We start from the raw sequence: 17,420 nt of genomic DNA on the forward strand, positions 1-17,420 counted from the left end.
CGCGATGCTGGCGATCGGATTGATGTCGGGAACGTCGCTGGACGGCGTGGACGCGGCGCTGATCGAAACCGATGGCGAGGCGCTGGTCCGGCCCATCGCCTTTCGTACCGAAGCCTATTCCGACACCGCCCGCGCCGAACTGGCCGCGGCGACCGCGCTTGCCCTGACCTTCGACCGGCCGCGTGCCAGTCCGCCCATCGTCGCGGCGGGCGACCTGATCGTGCGCACCCATGCGATGGTCGTGCAGAAACTGCTCCGCGATGCGGGCGTCGAGGCGGCGGCGGTCGACGTGATCGGATTTCACGGCCAGACGGTCGCGCATCGCCCCGATCGCGGCTGGACCTGGCAGATCGGTGACGGGCAGGCGCTGGCGGACGCGACCGCGATCGTCACCGTGTCCGATTTCCGCTCGGCCGATGTCGCGGCGGGGGGGCAGGGTGCGCCGTTGATCCCCGTCTATCACGCCGCACTCGCCGCCGATCTGGAGAAGCCGGTCGCGATCCTGAACCTCGGCGGTGTCGCCAACGTCACCTTTATCGGGACGGACGGCGCGCTGGTCGCCTTCGATACCGGTCCGGCGAACGGCCTGATCGACAGTTGGATGGAGGCGGAAACCGGCCAGCGTTACGACGCGAACGGCCAGATGGCGGCGAGCGGGCGAGTGGAGCCGACGGTCCTCGACACGATGATGGACAATGGCTGGTTCGACCTGGCGCCGCCCAAGTCGCTCGACCGCAACGACTTCACCATCCAGCCCGCGCGGGGCCTGTCGGCGGCGGACGGGGCGGCTACGCTGACTGCCTTCACCGCGCAGACCGTCGCCCGCGCGCTCGATCATCTGCCCGAGAGGCCCCGGCGATTGCTGGTCGCGGGTGGCGGGCGGCACAACGCCACCATGCTGGCGATGATCGCGGCCGCGACGGGCCTGACGCCCGAGCCGACCGATGCGCTGGGTTGGGACGGCGACGCGCTGGAGGCGCAAGGGTTCGCCTATATGGCGGTACGGCGGCTGCGGGAGCGGGCGATCAGCTTTCCGGGAACGACCGGCGTGCCGGAGGCGATGACCGGCGGCGTGGTCCATCGGCCCTTGGCGGGGTGACCCATTCCGCCCCTGCAAGGGGAGGGGAACCAGCGAAGCTGGTGGAGGGGCGTCACCGCTGGCCGTTACACCGCTCCGTCAGTCCTTTTGGACTGCCACCTCCCCTTGCAGTGGAGGAATTGGTCGGCGCAGTTTTGCTTTTATTGGGGCCATGATTTGGGCTGGCGGCAGACGTGGCTCAGCCCCGAACCTGGCAATCAGCGTGCGACATAGGCGTCGATCAGCGCGCCGACATAATCGGGCTTTTCGCTGGTCAGGCCGGGCGCGGCATGGCCCTTGCCATAGATGAAGCCGTAAATGGGGTAGGTCGAGCTACCCAGACCTTCGGAGTCGCGGAACCAGACCTTCACTTCGCTCCAGTCATTGCCCGGCGAAACGTCGAACAGCGTCACGTCCTGCTCGGCATGGCCGCGCTGGCCGTTCTGGATCGACCAGTTGGCGTGGGTCAGCATCAGCACCCGGTCCTCGACCACGCGGCTGACCACCGCGACATGGCCCAGCGGCAGGCGGCTGGTCTTCTCGAACACGACGACCGCGCCGACGCGGGGGGTGCGGCCGCGGGGATATTTGCCCTCCGCCTTGGACCACCAGGTCCAGGCGTCGCCATAGATCGCGATGCCCGAGGCCTGGCGCGCGAATGGGACGCATTGCCCGACATAGTCGAGCAGCGAGTGTGCGTCGGCCGCCGGAATGACCGTCAGTGCGCAGAGCGATACGATTGCCTTGGACACCATGCCTCTCATGCCGATCAAGCTATCGGATTTGCGTGAATACCCAACTGTTCAAGATGGTTAACATGCCGCTAGGGAGATCGACGGAGGCGGGGATGCGACCAGTCGAAGCCTCCATGGACTGCATCAGCCGCGCCGCGCGCTTGCCCGCGCCTCCAGCAGGTCCCACAGGCCGCGATGCTGGACGAGCAGCTGCGTCGCGCCGAACCCGCGCGCGCGCGCCAGGCCGATGCCCGATTCGTCATCCTCCACGTCACACAGCGGCTCGGGCATCTGGCCGGGCGCGAGCGACAGGCCGAAGCGCCGCGCCGCTTGGTCGAGCACCTGCCGGATCGAGCGCCAGTCGAGGATCAGCGCCGAAACGGCGCCGGTCGCGCAGCCCCGCCGATCCGAATTGGCGAGCATTTCTAGCGTATGGCGAAGCTGGGTCAGCGCGGCATCGGTCTGGGCCTGGCCGGGGGTGGACGGCAGCGGACCCGCCGCCGAGGTAAGGTTGGCGAGAAAGGCGCGCTCAAGGGCAAAGGCGTTGGAGGACTGGATCAACCAGGGCAGGGTTTCGATCTGGATGCCGCGCGCCATGGCGTAATCGATCATGCAGGGATGATTGCCATGGACCGCACAAACCGCATGAACCGCATCGGTCAGGTCATGCAGCAGAACCTGCGGCATCAGCAACGCTTGCACGTGCGGATGCCCGGCGCTGCCCCATCGCGCCAGGATCGCACGGATGTCGCCGCGCCGATCGTTCTGAAATTCCAAAGCGGTTCTCGTCGCCATGTCCGTTCCGATAATGGGCCGGGCGCAGGCGACAGAACCGTCATTCGACCGTCGCACCCGAACAACGGCCCTAACGGAAATTCGTTAATGCCGAGTTTACGAAATCTGGAACGCTTTCGTTATGAGTTACGCCGCTGATTCATTTCAGGAAAACAGGCGTCGTTGTGCCCTGTGCCGGATCGCGCTTGCGGGATGGCAGCGCCCTCGCGATAACGCGCGCCATGGCCGGGCCGGGACCCGGCAATGACAAGGTTCGGAGTGGTATGAATGCGCAAATGGGTGCTGGGTCTGGCGCTGGCGTCGGTCGGGGCGTCGATCGCCATGGGTTCGGGGGCCTCGGCCATGTCGGCTGATGCGCCGACCGGGCAGGGGACCGAGCAGGGCAAGCTGACCCTGAAGCGCGTTTTCGGCAGCCCCGACCTGTCGGGATCGCAGCCGCGCGGCCTGCGCCTGTCGCCCGACGGCACGCTGCTGACCTCGCTGCGCCCGCGCGCCGACGAGCGCGAGCGGCTGGACCTCTGGGCCCGCGACACCCGCACCGGCGAGGAGCGGATGCTGGTCGACTCCAAGAAGGTCGGCTCGGGCGCGGAACTGTCCGAGGCCGAGAAGATGCAGCGCGAACGCGCACGCATCGGCGGGTCGAAGGGCATCGTCGCCTATGACTGGGCGCCCGACGGCAAGTCGATCCTGGTGCCGCTGGACGGCGACCTGTATCTCGCCGGCCTTGATGGGCAGGTCCGTCGCCTGACCAACACGCCCGGCGGCGAGTTGAACCCGATCGTCAGCCCCAAAGGCGGCTTTGTAAGCTTCGTGCGTGACCAGAATTTGTGGGCCATGCCTTTGGGTGGTGGCGAGGCACGGCCGCTGACAAAGGACGGCGGCGGCACGGTTCATTTCGGTGAGGCCGAATTCGTCGCACAGGAGGAGATGCACCGCTTCACCGGCTATTGGTGGAGCCCCGACGAACGCTATATCGCGGTCGAGCGGTTCGATGATGCGCCCGTCAAGGTCGCCGTCCGTGCCGCGATCGGCGCGGCGGGCACCAAGGTCTATGAACAGCGCTATCCGGCGGCAGGCACGCCCAACGCGCTGGTGGATCTCTACGTCATGAAGGCGGACGGGTCGGGCCGGGTGAAGGTCGATCTCGGCACCAATCCCGACATCTATCTGGCCCGCGTCGACTGGACGCCGGACGGCTCGGCGATGCTGGTTCAGCGCGAGAGTCGCGACCAGAAGACGCTCGACATGCTCCGCGTCGATCCCAGGACCGGCAAGTCGACCGTCCTCTTCACCGAGCGTTCGGGTGATCGCAGCTGGCTGAACCTGTCCGACGCCTATCGCCCGATGAAGGACGGCAGCCTGATCTGGCGTTCGGAACGCGATGGCTATGGCCATCTCTACCGCTTTGCGAACGGCCAGTGGACGCAGCTGACCAAGGGGCCCTGGGTCGTGACCAACCTTGTCGGCGTCAACGAGGCTAAGGGGCGCCTGTACTTTACCGGCCTGAAGGACGATGTGCTCGAACAGCATCTCTATGCGGTCGACATCGCCCAGCCGAACGTCATCACCCGCCTGACCGAGCGCGGCTATACCAACAGCGCCACGATGGACTCGTCCGCCAGCCGCTTCATCGTCTCGCGCTCCAGTCCGACCCAGCCGACCCAGGTTTATCTGGCCGACACGGCGGGCCAGCGGCTGAGCTGGATCAACGAGAATGCGATCCGGGCCGGGCATCCCTATGCACCCTATCTCGCCAGCCACCGCGAGACGAAGTTCGGCACGATCAAGGCCGATGACGGCACGACGCTCTATTGGGAGATGATCACGCCCAAGCTGGAGCCGGGCAAGCGCTACCCTGTCTTCTTCCAGCATTATGGCGGCCCCGGCACCGGCCAGCAGGTTACGCGCGGCTGGCAGGGGGCGCTGCCGCAATATCTGGTCGATCAGGGATGGATCTTCTTCCAGATCGACAATCGCGGCTCGTATAATCGCGGCAAGGCGTTCGAGGACGCCATCTATCACGCGATGGGCACGGTAGAGGTCGCCGATCAGCTGGCGGGCGCGAGCTATCTGAAGACGCTGCCCTTCGTCGATCCCGCGCGCATCGCGACCTATGGCTGGTCCTACGGCGGCTATATGTCGATCAAGATGCTGGAGAAGACGCCGGGCGTCTATGCCGCCGCCGTGTCGGGTGCGCCGGTCACCGACTGGCAGCTTTACGATACGCACTACACCGAGCGTTATCTGGGCGATCCGCGTACCGATTCCCAAAGCTATGCGACATCGCAGGCGATTACCGATGCGGCCAAGATCCGCGATCCGCTGATGCTGATCCACGGCATGGCGGACGACAACGTCTTCCTCGACAATGCGACCGCGTTCGCCGCCGAGATGCAGAAGACCGATACGCCGTTCGAGATGATGCTCTATCCCGGCCAGACCCACCGTGTCGGCGGGCCGGGCGTGTCGGAGCATCTGTGGCATACGATCCTGAACTTCCTGGACCGGACGGTGAAGGACAAGCCGACGAAGTAAAGTGATCCTCCCCGGGACGGGGAGGGGGACCATGCGCAGCATGGAGGAGGGGGCGTACCGCGAGTGTTGACCCGTGTGGCGCTCCCCCTCCGTCAGCGCTGACGCGCTGCCACCTCCCCGTAACGGGGAGGATTTACGGACTGTACATGGCATTCCTGAAGACCTTCCACCTCTGGCCGTTCCTCGACACGCTGGTCAGCTATCTGACCGCGTTCGTGCTGGGCACCGTGATCGGCGCCGAACGGCAGTATCGCCAGCGTACGGCCGGCCTGCGCACCAACGCCCTGGTCGCGATCGGCGCGGCGGCGTTCGTCGATCTGGGGCAGCGGCTGGGCGGCGATGTCGAGTCGATCCGCATCATCGCCTATGTCGTCTCCGGCATCGGCTTCCTGGGTGCGGGCGTCATCATGAAGGAGGGGATGAACGTTCGCGGGCTGAACACCGCGGCGACCCTCTGGTGCTCGGCGGCGGTCGGGTCGATCGCGGGCAGCGACATGGTGGCCGAAGCGGTGCTGCTGACCGTCATGGTCCTGATCGCCAATACCGCGCTACGTCCGCTGGTCGACGCGATCAACCGAATCCCGGTCGAGGGACGCCATGTCGAGGCGACCTACTCGGTCAGCCTGACCACCAGTGCGGCACAGGCCGGGCCGGTCGGCGACATGCTGGTCGAACATCTGGAGCGTGCCGGGCTGCCGGTGGCCGAACTCGATATCGAGGAATTGGGCGAGGATCAGGTGACCGTCGCCGCCACCCTGACCAGCACCATCGTCGAGGCGGGCGAGCTCGACCGGATCACCGACCATTTCCAGTCCGTCCACGGCATCGCGCACGCCACCTGGGCCGCCAGTACGCACGACTGAGCCCTCGAAGCGCATGGCTCCCCTGACGGGAATGCGGGGCGAACATTATGCGGGCGCTATGCGAAACCGGCCATTCGCTCTCGTATTGCTATGCGCGTCCCGATTAGCCGCCGACCAAATGAGGAGGCGGTATGGCGGTATGGGTTCGGACATGGCGGCACGGACTGGCGCTGCGATTGCTGGGCGTCGGGCTTTGCATCCTCGCCTGGCGGGCGATCGCGTATCTGATGGCCATGGCGGGGCAGGGCGGCCGTGCCGGGCTGGTGGGCTATGCGCTGGCGACCGCCGCTTTCCTCTTCGCCAGCCTGGGCAGCGTGTTGGCGATCATGGGCGAGCATCTGTTCGACGAGGTGCAGGTCAGTGCCCGCTGGCGGCGGATATGACCGACACTATGCGCGCGCTATGCGATAGCAGGAAATCCATCTCGAAACCCTATGGGGCGAGGCGTAGCTGATCCGGGCGGGCGATCGAACGCCCGATCGGCAGAGGTTTCCCGTATCCATGTGTACCGATTTCCCTATCGACCCCGCCCGCCAGGCGCGGCTCATCTATGTCGGCCAGGACCGTGCGGGTCACTGGCTGGTGCAGGATAGCGCAGGCCAGCTGGAAGGGCGCTTCATCTCGCGTGGCGCGGCTATGCGCTATGCGGTCGAGGAAGCCGAAATCTATCACGCCAGCGTCGCGGTCGCGCAAGATGCGCTGACCCCGCTGGTGTCGTTCGACCCGGTGGCGGCCGACGCCCCCGTCCTGTCGCGTGCGGCGTGAGGGAGGCTCCGACCATGCAGATCGACAGCAAATATCGCCACGACCCCCGCTGGCCCGCCATCGAGGCGGCGCTGGGTTCGCTGCGTGAGCGGCATCGCCGTGCGGTGCGGATCGTCGACGCCGATTGCGGCGCGGGCGGCTTCCTGATCGCGGTCGCCGAACAGGCGCGGGCGATGGGCTTCACCGCGATCGAGGGACGCGGACTGGGCGGCTCGCCCGCGATGATCGGCCGGGCGCGGGCTGCGGCCAGGCGTCATCGCCATGCCGCGATGGGATTGGTGTTCGAGCGCGGCGACACGGCCGATGCGTTGGCTGACGAGCGTGATTTTCCTGCCGATATTCTGGTCTGTCATCGGTGCGGCACGCAGATGCACGCCGCCGCGACCTGCGTGATCGGCGATCCCAGCGAGAAGATGGCGGCATGAGCGGGCGGGACATGGCATGGCGATCGTTGGGCGGCCTGACGACGTTGGGCGCGGTGGTGGCGACGCTGAGCGGGCCGTCGGAGTCGCTGCTCGCGCTGTTCTGGTTCTTCGTGGCGCTGGGCGGGGTCGTGCTGATGCTGAATGGCAAGCACATGATCCAGGCGCTCCGGGCCGAACGTCGCGGGCATTATCATACCGCCGAGGCCATTCATGCCGCGCGCATTCGCCGGGGACGGCGGTCATGAGCCGCGACACGGGCTTTAAGGTGCGGAGTGGTGCGCTCCATGCGGAGGGCGTTGCGCTCGGCCGGATCGCGCAGGCGGTCGGCACGCCGACCTATGTCTACTCGGCAAGCGCCCTGCGCGCCGCCGCCCGGCGGTTTCGTGAAGCGTTGGCCCCGATCCCGCGCAAGTCGCTCGCCTTCGCGGTCAAGGCCAACTCCTCGCTGGCGGTGCTCTCGGTCCTGCGCGACGAGGGGTTCGGCGCGGATATCGTGTCGGGCGGCGAACTGACTGCCGCGCTTGCGGCGGGCATGAAGGCCGGGGATATCGTCTATTCGGGCGTCGGCAAGACCCCGGAGGAACTCGCCCAGGCGCTGCGGGCCGGGGTCGGCCACATCAATCTGGAGGGCGAGCGCGAAGGGGAAGTGCTGGCGGCGACCGCCGTCCGGATGGGTGTCGAGGCCACCGCGATGTTGCGGGTCAATCCCGATGTCAATGCGGGGACGCATGCCAAGATCACCACCGGCACCAGAGACAGCAAGTTCGGCGTGGCCTTTGCGGATGCGATCGGCATCTTCGACCGGCTGTCGAAACGGCCGGGCCTGACATTGCGCGGCGTTGCGGTGCATATCGGCAGCCAGATTATGGAGTTGGGGCCGTTGGAGTCCGCCTATCGCCGGATCGGCGAGCTGGTCGCGGCGCTGCGGGCGCGGGGACACGCGATCACCCATGTCGATCTCGGCGGCGGACTTGGCGTCGATTACCACGGCGGCTCGGACGGCGATGTCACCGCGTACGGTGCGATGGTGGCAAAGGTGACGCAGGATTGGGACGTGACCCTGATGTTCGAGCCGGGGCGCTATATCGCCGCCCATGCCGGGGTGCTGCTGACCCGCGTAGTTTGGGTGAAGCCGGGCGAGGAGTGTCCGTTCGTCATCGTCGATGCGGGCATGAACGATCTCGCCCGGCCCGCGCTCTACGACGCCTGGCATGAATTCGCGGCGGTCGCTCCGAACGGTGCGACGATGCGCGCGCATGTCGTGGGACCCGTCTGCGAAAGCAGCGACCGCTTCGCCGCAGGCCGGTTGATCAACCGGGTGAAGGAAGGCGACCTGGCCGTCCTGCGCGACGCCGGGGCCTATGGCGCCTCCATGGCGTCCTGCTACAACAGCCGGGCACTGACGGCGGAAGTCATGGTCGAGGGCGATCGCTTTGCCGTCATCGCCCCGCGGATCGATGCGGCGGCGATCCGGCCGCAGGTCGTACCCGACTGGCTGGATGCGCACGCGCTCGACCATGCCGCCTGAGGCGTAAGCGGGGTTTCGTTAAACCCCCGCTTGTCATGGCGAAACGCGCACTTTTCGCAAAGTTGGTGGACGTGTCCACGCAATGACGCTACCGGCTCACGCTTCCGAGTGGAGGATATAATGGGTTATCGCGTGGTGGTCGCCGGGGCGACGGGCAATGTCGGCCGGGAAATGATCAACATTCTGGCGGAGCGGGAATTCCCGATCGACGAGCTGGCGGTCGTCGCCTCGTCGCGCAGCCAGGGCGACCAGATCGAATATGGTGAGACGGGCAAGATGCTCACCATCAAGAATATCGAGCATTTCGATCCCACCGGCTGGGACATGGCTTTGTTCGCCATCGGATCGGACGCGACCAAGGTCTATGCGCCCAAATTCGCCGCCGCCGGTTGCGTCGTGATCGACAATTCGTCGCTCTACCGCATGGACCCGGACGTGCCGCTGATCGTGCCGGAGGTGAACCCCGACGCGATCGACGGCTACACCGCCAAGAACATCATCGCCAACCCCAATTGCTCGACCGCGCAGATGGTCGTGGCGCTCAAGCCCCTGCATGATAAGGCGACGATCAAGCGCGTCGTCGTTGCCACCTATCAGTCGGTGTCGGGCGCGGGCAAGGCGGGCATGGATGAGCTGTTCGAGCAGAGCCGCAACATCTTCGTCGGCGACCCCGCCGAGCCCAAGAAGTTCACCAAGCAGATCGCTTTCAACGTGATCCCGCACATCGACAGCTTCCTCGACGACGGCTCGACCAAGGAAGAGTGGAAGATGGTCGCCGAGACCAAGAAGATCCTAGACCCCAAGGTCAAGGTTACGGCGACCTGCGTGCGTGTGCCGGTGTTCGTCGGCCATTCCGAGGCACTGAACATCGAGTTCGAGGACGAGATTTCGGCGCAGGAAGCCCAGGACATCCTGCGCGAGGCGCCCGGCGTCATGCTGATCGACAAGCGCGAAGACGGTGGATACGTGACGCCCGTCGAGTGCGTCGGCGACTATGCGACCTTCATCAGCCGCGTGCGTGAGGACTCGACGGTCGATAACGGCCTGTCGCTGTGGTGCGTGTCGGACAATCTGCGGAAAGGTGCCGCACTGAACGCGGTGCAGATCGCCGAACTGCTCGGCCGCCGCCACCTGAAGAAGGGCGACTGAGCCTGAAATTCCTCCCCGGTAACGGGGAGGGGGACCGCCGCGAAGCGGTGGTGGAGGGGGGCGTCCACACGGGTGTCCTATGAGGAAGCCCCCCCTCCGTCAGCGCTCACGCGCTGCCACCTCCTCGTACCGGGGAGGATTAAGGGTTTACCGCCCCATATACAATCCGGGCCGATGCCAGGCGAACAGGATCAGGCTGATCGCGGCCGCGCTGATCGCCGACCACATCATCTGCACACCCGACACCACCGGGATCGCCATCGCCAGGATGACGATATCGAGCGCGACCTGGGTCATGCCCATATTCCACCCGCGCTTGCGATAGAGCCAGATGGTGATGACGCCGGTGCCGCCGACCCCCGCCTGATGGCGGGCGAGCGACAAGATGCCCATGCCGATCACCGTGCCGCCGACCAGCGCGGCAAAGGCCGGGTGTACCCCGTCGACATGCACCGACACGCGCGTGATCGCCGAGGCGACGCCGATGCCGATATTGACCAGCACCGTCTTCACCGCGAACCGCGCGCCCATCACCTTGTGCGCGAACAGGAAGAAGGGGATGTTGACCAGCGTGAACAGCACGCCAGCCGGTAGTGGCAGCAGATAGGACAGCAGCAGCGCGACGCCCGCGATGCCGCCCGTCACCAGTCCCGCCGCCTTCAGGAACATCAGCCCGACGATCAGCAGCGTCACGCCGATGAAGATCGCATAGGCGTCTTCAAGCAGGCTGTGCGGACGCCCGATCGGGCTGGGCGGCAGGGTTTCGGCAGGGGAAGCAGTTGCTGCGGTCATCGAGGGTCCGGATCAAGGGTCCGGCATCCACTCCCGATTGGCCTGCTTCTTGGCGGCAGAGGATTGTCCCATATCGCAATCGCGGCGAAACGCCAATTGCCTGACTTAGCTCAGGAAGAGCCAGCCTAGCGCGATCATCACCACCAGTGCATAGAAGCCGCCCTTGGTCCGCAACAGATAGCTGGCCCCCAATACGCCCGTGGCGGCGAGCGCGCAGGCGGCAACCCGGTCGGCGGCGATCCATTCCAGGATAACGAACGCGCCGACCATGTTCGCCGCCGCGTTGACCGCGATCCAGATATAGGAAGGGAAGGCCCCGATCGACCCGATCAGCGGTATCTTGATCGTGGCAAAGCCGCGCATCGTGCCGGGAAACAGGTCGGCCGCGAGATGAAAGCCGACGCCGAAGCCCAGTCCCGCCGCGACCGGCCAAGTCCGCAGATCGAGCGTGGCGACGTAGAAGGGCAAGACGCTGTGCACCAGCGCGCTGCGATGCTGAAGCTGGAGCGGCGTGTCGAGATCGGGCAGCCGCGTCCCCGCCGCCGTCGCCGCCGCGACCGTGGCGATCAGCATCCACGGGCCCCCTCCACCGGCGAACGCCAGGATCACCGCCAGGAGAAGGAATAGGGATGCTGCCATGGGCGGCGGCTAACGGCTTGTACCCCTTTTGTCCATGCGTGCGACTCGCTCGGAATCACAAAAAAAGCGCGGATTCCCGCCATTTTGTCGCGGACTGGTGAGAATGGGACTCATGGCGCCGTTTTGGCTTGTGCCGACGCGGTCAAGGTACAATTCTTTGAGGGTGGTCGGCGGGCCCCGCTCCGGCATAGTCGGCACCATGACCATGCAGGCCAAAGCGGGTATCGGCGCGCTGACCGACCGGGAGAAGCAGACGCTGCGCCTGATCGTTCGGGGGCATGACGCCAAGTCGATCGCCCGCGAACTGAACCTGTCGGTCCACACCATCAACGAACGGCTGCGCGACGCCCGCCGCAAGCTGGCCGTGTCGAGCAGTCGCGAGGCGGCACGGATGCTGCTGGAGGTGGAGGGCGACGCATCGCTGCCGATCCCCGATTATGTGGGGGACAAGAGGATCGGGGAGGACCGGCCCGAGCCGATGATGGATGAAAGCCCGGCGCCGGTCGTCGGCGTGGAGACCGGCATCCGCCGTCCCCGGATCATCATCGGAGCGATACTCATGACCCTCGCCCTCAGCCTGCTCGCCCTTGGCGGCCTGACCCATATGGCGTCCACGCCGCCCCAGACGGCTACGACGACAGCCACCGATCCGGCGGTGGTCGAAGCCGCCCAGCATTTCCTGCAACTGATCGACCAGGGTCGCTGGGCCGACAGCTACCGCCTGACCACGAGGAGCTTTCACAAGTTGAACACCGAGCAGGTCTGGGCCGCCACCTCGGAGAAGGTGCGGGCGCCGCTGGGCCAGACGGTATCGCGGACTTTGCTCAGCCAGGACGATGTTCCCGCACCGCCTGCCGGCTATCGGATGGTGCGGTTCAATACGCGTTTCGGCAGTTCGGCGGCGATCGTCGAGACGGTCACGCTGGAGCGGGAGAATGGCGAGTGGCGGGTTGCCGGTATCTATGTGGGCTAGGGCCATTCCATTCCTCCCCTGGAAGGGGAGGTGACAGGCCGAAAGGCCTGACGGAGGGGTATCCCGCCATCGAGAGGGCGATACTCCTCCACCAGCCCCGCTGGTTCCCCTTCGCCTATACGCGAGGAATGCGCGCGGAACCGCTGAACGTCGACGCTGCCTATGGCGCAATGGCGGCAAGAAAGGTCCACATCCCGGCCGATCCGTATTAGGAGGTTCGCGTACAGCTTAACCGCCGGAGACTGAACCCTTGGCCGACACCGCCCCCGAAACCCGCTTCTTCGACAGTTTCGACGGAACGCCGATCGCCTGGCGCGAAATGGGGGAGGGGCGGCCCGTGGTGCTGATCCACGGCTATTTCTCCGACGCCTATACCAACTGGATCCGCTACGGCCACGCCGCCGCCATCGCGGCCAAGGGCTACCGGGTCATCATGCCCGACCTGCGCGCGCATGGGGAGAGCGGCAAGCCGCATGACCCCGCCGCCTATCCGAAGGACGCGCTGACCCGCGACGGCCATGCGCTGGTCGAGCATCTGGGGCTGACCGATTACGATCTCGGCGGCTATTCGCTGGGCGCGCGGACGGTCAGCCGGATGCTTGCGACCGGGGCGGAGCCGGGCAAGGCGATCTTTGCGGGCATGGGGCTGGAGGGGCTGCTCCACACCGACCGCCGGGTCGCGCATTTCACCAATATCCTGACCCGGCTGGGCGAGCATAAGCGCGGCACCCCCGAATGGATGGCCGAGGCCTTCCTCAAGACCACCGGCGGCGATCCGGTGGCGCTACTCCATATCCTCCAGACCTTCGCGGACACGCCGCTCTCGGCGATCGAGGGGTTCGACCTGCCGACCTTGGTCGTGGCGGGCGTCGACGACTTCGACAATGGCGCCGCGGTCGAACTGGCCGAGGCCTTGCCGCGCGGGCGCTATGTCGAGATTCCGGGCAACCATATGGCCTCGGTCACCAAGCCCGAGCTGGGCGCGGCGATCGTGCAGTTCCTCACCGCTTGACGGCGGCGACCAAAGCCGCGCAACTGCGCGCCATCCGCCCCGTTTCGAGGGCGTTTCAGAATGTTAGGGGGATAGCATGATCCGTTCCGCCGCTTCCGGCGCCGTACTCGCCTTTGTGCTGGCCGGTGCCGCTCACGCCCAGACTGCAGCGCCCGCCGCGCCGGCAACCCAGCCGCCCGCGACCGCCGCCGGGGCGGATGCCTTTGTCGCCGAGGCCGAGAAGACGTTGGCCGAAAAATCCGTTGGCGCGCAGCAGGTCGCCTGGGTCAATGCGACTTATATCACCGACGACACCGATGCGCTGGCCGCCGCGTCGGGCGCGGAGATGACCGATCTCGCCGTCCGTTACGGCCTGGGGGCGGCGCGTTATCAGGCGCTGCCGGGCCTGTCCTATGACACCAAGCGCAAGCTGGACCTGTTGCGCGGTGGCATTACCTTGCCCGCGCCGACCACGCCGGGGGCCTCGGCACAGTTGTCGATGCTGACGACGCGCATGTCCTCCTCCTATGGCAAGGGCAAGGGCGTGCTGAACGGCCAGCCGATCAACGGATCGGACATCGAGGCCGCGATGGGCAGCGAGCGCGATCCGGCGAAACTGAAGGAAATGTGGGTCAGCTGGCACGACAATGTCGGCGCGCCGATGCGGGCCGATTACACCCAGATGACCGCGCTGGCGAACCAGGGCGCCAAGGAGCTGGGCTATGTCGATGCCGGGTCGCTGTGGCGCTCGGGCTATGACATGTCGCCCGAACAGTTCGCGCAGGTGACCGACCGGATCTGGGGCGAGCTGGAGCCGCTGTACAAGGCGCTCCACACTTATGTCCGCTGGAAGCTGAACGAGAAATATGGCGACACGGTGCAGGCCAAGACCGGCCCGATCCGCGCCGACCTGCTCGGCAATATGTGGGCGCAGGAATGGGGCAATATCTATGACCTCGTCGCGCCGAAGGGGGCGGGCGATGTCGGATACGACACCGGCGATCTGCTGAAGGCCAAGGGATATGACCCGATCAAGATGGTGAAGGCGGGCGAGGGCTTCTATTCCTCGCTCGGCTTCGCGCCCCTGCCGCAGACCTTCTGGCAGCGGTCGCAGATCGTGAAGCCCGCCGACCGCGAAGTGATCTGTCATGCCTCGGCCTGGGATGTCGACAACAAGGACGATATCCGGATCAAGATGTGCACGAAGGTCAATGCGGACGACTTCGTGACCATTCATCACGAGCTGGGGCATAATTATTACCAGCGCGCGTACAAGGATCAGCCGTTCCTTTACAAGAACGGCGCGAATGACGGTTTCCACGAGGCGATCGGTGATACCGTCGCGCTGTCGATCACGCCCGATTATCTGGTGAAGATCGGCCTGCTCGATCCGGCCCGCGTGCCCAGCGCAGACAAGGATATCGGCCTGCTGCTGCGTCAGGCGATGGACAAGGTGGCATTCCTGCCCTTCGGTCTGCTGATCGACAAGTGGCGTTGGGGCGTATTCTCGGGCCAGATCCCGGCCGGGCAATATCAGGCGGGCTGGGACGCGCTGCGCCTGAAATATCAGGGCGTAGTGCCGCCGGTCGCGCGCGACGAGACGAAATTCGATCCGGGTGCCAAATATCATATCCCAGCGGGTGTGCCCTATGCGCGCTATTTCCTGGCGCGGGTGCTTCAGTTCCAGTTCTACAAGGCGGCATGCCAGCAGGCCGGGTGGAAGGGGCCGCTCCACCGCTGCTCCTTCTATGGCAACAAGGAGGTCGGCAAGAAGCTGAACGCGATGCTGGCCATGGGCCAGTCCAAGCCGTGGCCGGACGCGCTTCAGGTGTTCACCGGCAGCCGCGAGATGTCTGGCAAGGCGCTGGTCGAATATTTCGCCCCGCTCAAGACGTGGCTGGACCAGCAGAACAAGGGCAAGCCGCAGGGTTGGTGAGGCTGGGGGGGGTATGTTCCGCCGCTGGCGTTGCCTGCCCCACCTTCACTCGCTGTCGCGAGCGGTCCCCCTCCCCAAGCACAGCTTGGGGAGGAATTGAGACGGCATTCCTCCAAATCCTCCCCATCTACGATGGGGAGGGGGACCGCCGCAAAGCGGTGGTGGAGGGGCGTTTATACCAGCGTCCGCTCAGGCCGAACGGCTGCCTGGGATCAGTCCTTCTCGCTATCCTTGTCTTTGCCCTTGTCGCGTTTGGGCGTGCTGCCCTTGAGCGACAGCAGCGCCGCCGTCAGTCCGGCCGCTGCCGCCAGACTGCCCAGGATCGAGGCCACGCCCCATTTGCCGCCGACCCGGTCCAGCCCGTGCTTGCCCAAGGCAGGCGCGGGGGCCGGTTTGATGGCAGCCGGTTTGCGCGGGGGTGCCTTGCGAGGCGCCGTGCGCTTGGTCGAACGGGGCTTGGGGGGCGCCTTGGGCTTGGGCACGGGCTTGGGGGCCTCGGCCACCGCATCCTCGGCGTCCTCCAAGGTAGCCGCGTCGACCGGTTCCTCCTCGACAGGGGCGGGCTTGGGCGCCGGACGCTTGCGCGGCGTGGGCGTGCCGGCTGCCTTGGGCGTGGCGCGGCGGCGGGGCGGGCGTGGCGTTTTCGGGTCCGTGGTATCGACCATGACGAAATCCCCCATTCAAACAAAGCAGCTTCGGTTCGTCACCGTAACGCTTCCACCCGCCCCCGGTTGCTTGTCAGCGGAAGGGCGGCTCGTTGAACGCGCGCAGCTTGCGGCTGTGCAGCTTGTTGCCTTCCCGACGCAGTTGCTCGCAGGTCTCGATGCCGATCCGCATATGCTCGCTGATCGCGCGTTCGTAGAAACGGTTGGCCTGACCCGGCAGCTTCAGCTCGCCATGTAGCGGCTTGTCCGACACGCACAGCAGTGTCCCATAGGGCACGCGGAAGCGATAACCCTGCGCCGCGATCGTCGCCGACTCCATGTCGATCCCGACCGCGCGGCTGAGCGAGAAGCGCAACGCCGACTTGGAATAGCGCAGCTCCCAGTTGCGGTCGTCGGTGGTGACGATCGTACCGGTGCGCAGGCGACGCTTCAGCTCGTCACCCGATTGGCCCGAGACGATCTCGGCTGCCTTGGCGAGTGCGACCTGCACCTCGGCGATGGCGGGCACCGGGATTTCGGGCGGCAGCACATCGTCCAGCACATGGTCGTCGCGCAGATAAGCATGCGCCAGCACATAGTCGCCGATCCGCTGGCTGGGACGAAGGCCGCCGCAATGGCCGATCATCAGCCAAGCCTCGGGCCGCATGACCGCGAGGTGATCGCAGATTGTCTTGGCGTTGGACGGGCCGACGCCGATATTGACGAGCGTGATGCCGGTGCCGTCCTTGGCGACCAGATGATAGGCGGGCATCTGGTGCCGCCGCCACGCGCTGTCGGTGACGATCTTGTCGACATCCTCCGGCCGTTCGATCACGACGCCGCCCGCGCCGGACAGGGCGGTGAAGCGCGAACCCTCGCCCAGCTGCGACGCGCCCCAGCGAACGAATTCATCGACATAGCGGTGATAGTTGGTGAACAACACGAAGCGCTGGCAATGCTCGGGCGGGGTGCCGGTATAGTGGCGCAGGCGCGCAAGCGAGAAGTCGGTGCGCAACCCGTCGAACAGCGCCAGCGGCCGGTTGCCGTCGGCATTCATCCACAGGCCGTCGGCGATCTCGTCACCGATATGCGCGAGTTCGGTCGCGGGGAAGAAACGCGCCAACTCGGCCGCTGATACCGTGTCCAGGCTCAGGGCATGGCCGGGGTCGAGGACATAAGGGAAGGGGATTTCCTGGCGACCGGGCACCGCCTCGACCGAGACGTCGTAATCCTCGATCAGCAGCGTCAGTTGCTCGACCAGATAATCCTTGAACAGCGCGGGCTTGGTGACGCTGATCCGATAGTCGCCGGGCGACACCAATCGGCCGAACGACCGCATCGGGGCAGGGCGCCCGCCCTCGCCGCGATAGATCAGGCGGATTTCGGGATAGGCGAAACAACCATGCGCACGGTCTTCCAGCGTGGGCGCGGTGCCGTCACGGAGATAGAGGGTCAACGCATCCTTCAGACGCGTGACGGAGGCGGTATAGAGGCGGTCGAGTTCTTCGACGATCTGGACAGCGTGAGTCATCGTCCAGAGCTAAGCCCTGTTTACCGGGCTGGCAAGCGGGTG

General features: G+C 66.0%; 18 protein-coding genes. 12 read left to right on the forward strand and 6 right to left on the reverse strand.

The annotated features are described in order from the left end of the window. Window positions 1–4 precede the first annotated feature (4 nt). Window positions 5–1,099 (forward strand): anhydro-N-acetylmuramic acid kinase, encoded by a 1,095-nt coding sequence (locus GGQ89_RS11685; protein WP_184105906.1) that lies wholly within the window; start codon window positions 5–7, stop codon window positions 1,097–1,099. A 197-nt stretch (window positions 1,100–1,296) separates the two neighbouring features. Here the strand turns inward: GGQ89_RS11685 and GGQ89_RS11690 are convergent, their stop codons facing one another. Both GGQ89_RS11690 and GGQ89_RS11695 read right to left on the reverse strand, forming a co-directional pair. Then, complete coding sequence (locus tag GGQ89_RS11690) at window positions 1,297–1,842, reverse strand: CHAP domain-containing protein (protein ID WP_082442313.1); 546 nt, start codon at window positions 1,840–1,842, stop codon at window positions 1,297–1,299. Between the two features lie 114 nt (window positions 1,843–1,956). Continuing rightward, window positions 1,957–2,607 carry a DUF6975 family protein gene (locus GGQ89_RS11695; RefSeq protein ID WP_184105907.1) on the reverse strand — a complete coding sequence of 217 codons (651 nt, stop codon included), beginning with the start codon at window positions 2,605–2,607 and terminating at the stop codon, window positions 1,957–1,959. 267 nt (window positions 2,608–2,874) lie between these two features. Here GGQ89_RS11695 and GGQ89_RS11700 point away from each other — a divergent pair, with 267 nt between their 5' ends. The 8 genes from GGQ89_RS11700 to GGQ89_RS11735 all read left to right on the forward strand — a co-directional run bounded on the left by GGQ89_RS11700 (window position 2,875) and on the right by GGQ89_RS11735 (window position 9,872). Further along, a complete protein-coding gene (locus tag GGQ89_RS11700) occupies window positions 2,875–5,142 on the forward strand; it encodes a S9 family peptidase (protein WP_184105908.1) in 2,268 nt (755 codons plus the stop codon). A 146-nt stretch (window positions 5,143–5,288) separates the two neighbouring features. Further along, window positions 5,289–6,005, forward strand: coding sequence for an MgtC/SapB family protein (locus GGQ89_RS11705; RefSeq protein WP_184105909.1), 717 nt, complete (start codon window positions 5,289–5,291; stop codon window positions 6,003–6,005). A gap of 131 nt (window positions 6,006–6,136) precedes the next feature. After that, entirely contained in the window at window positions 6,137–6,388 is a 252-nt protein-coding gene (locus GGQ89_RS11710) for a hypothetical protein (RefSeq protein ID WP_184105910.1), read from the forward strand. Between the two features lie 118 nt (window positions 6,389–6,506). Then, a complete protein-coding gene (locus GGQ89_RS11715; protein WP_184105911.1) occupies window positions 6,507–6,770 on the forward strand; it encodes a hypothetical protein in 264 nt (87 codons plus the stop codon). A 14-nt stretch (window positions 6,771–6,784) separates the two neighbouring features. Next, entirely contained in the window at window positions 6,785–7,195 is a 411-nt protein-coding gene (locus tag GGQ89_RS11720) for an SAM-dependent methyltransferase (RefSeq protein WP_184105912.1), read from the forward strand. Continuing rightward, window positions 7,192–7,440 carry a hypothetical protein gene (locus tag GGQ89_RS11725; protein ID WP_184105913.1) on the forward strand — a complete coding sequence of 83 codons (249 nt, stop codon included), beginning with the start codon at window positions 7,192–7,194 and terminating at the stop codon, window positions 7,438–7,440. Before GGQ89_RS11720 ends, GGQ89_RS11725 begins: the two co-directional genes overlap by 4 nt. Then, complete coding sequence (lysA, locus tag GGQ89_RS11730) at window positions 7,437–8,723, forward strand: diaminopimelate decarboxylase (RefSeq protein ID WP_184105914.1); 1,287 nt, start codon at window positions 7,437–7,439, stop codon at window positions 8,721–8,723. The genes GGQ89_RS11725 and lysA overlap by 4 nt, the downstream gene beginning before the upstream one ends. Window positions 8,724–8,843: 120 nt before the next feature. Further along, entirely contained in the window at window positions 8,844–9,872 is a 1,029-nt protein-coding gene (locus GGQ89_RS11735) for an aspartate-semialdehyde dehydrogenase (RefSeq protein ID WP_184105915.1), read from the forward strand. Between the two features lie 147 nt (window positions 9,873–10,019). Here GGQ89_RS11735 and GGQ89_RS11740 read toward each other — a convergent pair whose 3' ends face one another. Then, window positions 10,020–10,664 carry a YitT family protein gene (locus GGQ89_RS11740; protein ID WP_056437974.1) on the reverse strand — a complete coding sequence of 215 codons (645 nt, stop codon included), beginning with the start codon at window positions 10,662–10,664 and terminating at the stop codon, window positions 10,020–10,022. A gap of 105 nt (window positions 10,665–10,769) precedes the next feature. Next, window positions 10,770–11,303 carry a hypothetical protein gene (locus GGQ89_RS11745; protein WP_156361285.1) on the reverse strand — a complete coding sequence of 178 codons (534 nt, stop codon included), beginning with the start codon at window positions 11,301–11,303 and terminating at the stop codon, window positions 10,770–10,772. A 199-nt stretch (window positions 11,304–11,502) separates the two neighbouring features. Here GGQ89_RS11745 and GGQ89_RS11750 point away from each other — a divergent pair, with 199 nt between their 5' ends. The 3 genes from GGQ89_RS11750 (at window position 11,503) to GGQ89_RS11760 (ending at window position 15,203) form a co-directional block, all read left to right on the forward strand. Next, window positions 11,503–12,276, forward strand: a complete 774-nt coding sequence (locus GGQ89_RS11750; protein ID WP_184105916.1) for a helix-turn-helix domain-containing protein — start codon at window positions 11,503–11,505, stop codon at window positions 12,274–12,276. Window positions 12,277–12,526: 250 nt separating this feature from the next. Next, window positions 12,527–13,288 carry an alpha/beta fold hydrolase gene (locus GGQ89_RS11755; protein ID WP_076716638.1) on the forward strand — a complete coding sequence of 254 codons (762 nt, stop codon included), beginning with the start codon at window positions 12,527–12,529 and terminating at the stop codon, window positions 13,286–13,288. A 76-nt stretch (window positions 13,289–13,364) separates the two neighbouring features. Next, window positions 13,365–15,203 carry a M2 family metallopeptidase gene (locus tag GGQ89_RS11760; RefSeq protein ID WP_184105917.1) on the forward strand — a complete coding sequence of 613 codons (1,839 nt, stop codon included), beginning with the start codon at window positions 13,365–13,367 and terminating at the stop codon, window positions 15,201–15,203. Window positions 15,204–15,415: 212 nt separating this feature from the next. Here GGQ89_RS11760 and GGQ89_RS11765 read toward each other — a convergent pair whose 3' ends face one another. Then, window positions 15,416–15,868, reverse strand: a complete 453-nt coding sequence (locus tag GGQ89_RS11765; RefSeq protein ID WP_184105918.1) for a hypothetical protein — start codon at window positions 15,866–15,868, stop codon at window positions 15,416–15,418. A gap of 73 nt (window positions 15,869–15,941) precedes the next feature. Continuing rightward, a complete protein-coding gene (locus GGQ89_RS11770) occupies window positions 15,942–17,378 on the reverse strand; it encodes an AMP nucleosidase (RefSeq protein ID WP_184105919.1) in 1,437 nt (478 codons plus the stop codon). Window positions 17,379–17,420 lie beyond the last annotated feature (42 nt).

Source organism: Sphingomonas yabuuchiae (assembly GCF_014199595.1).
Lineage (GTDB): Bacteria > Pseudomonadota > Alphaproteobacteria > Sphingomonadales > Sphingomonadaceae > Sphingomonas > Sphingomonas yabuuchiae.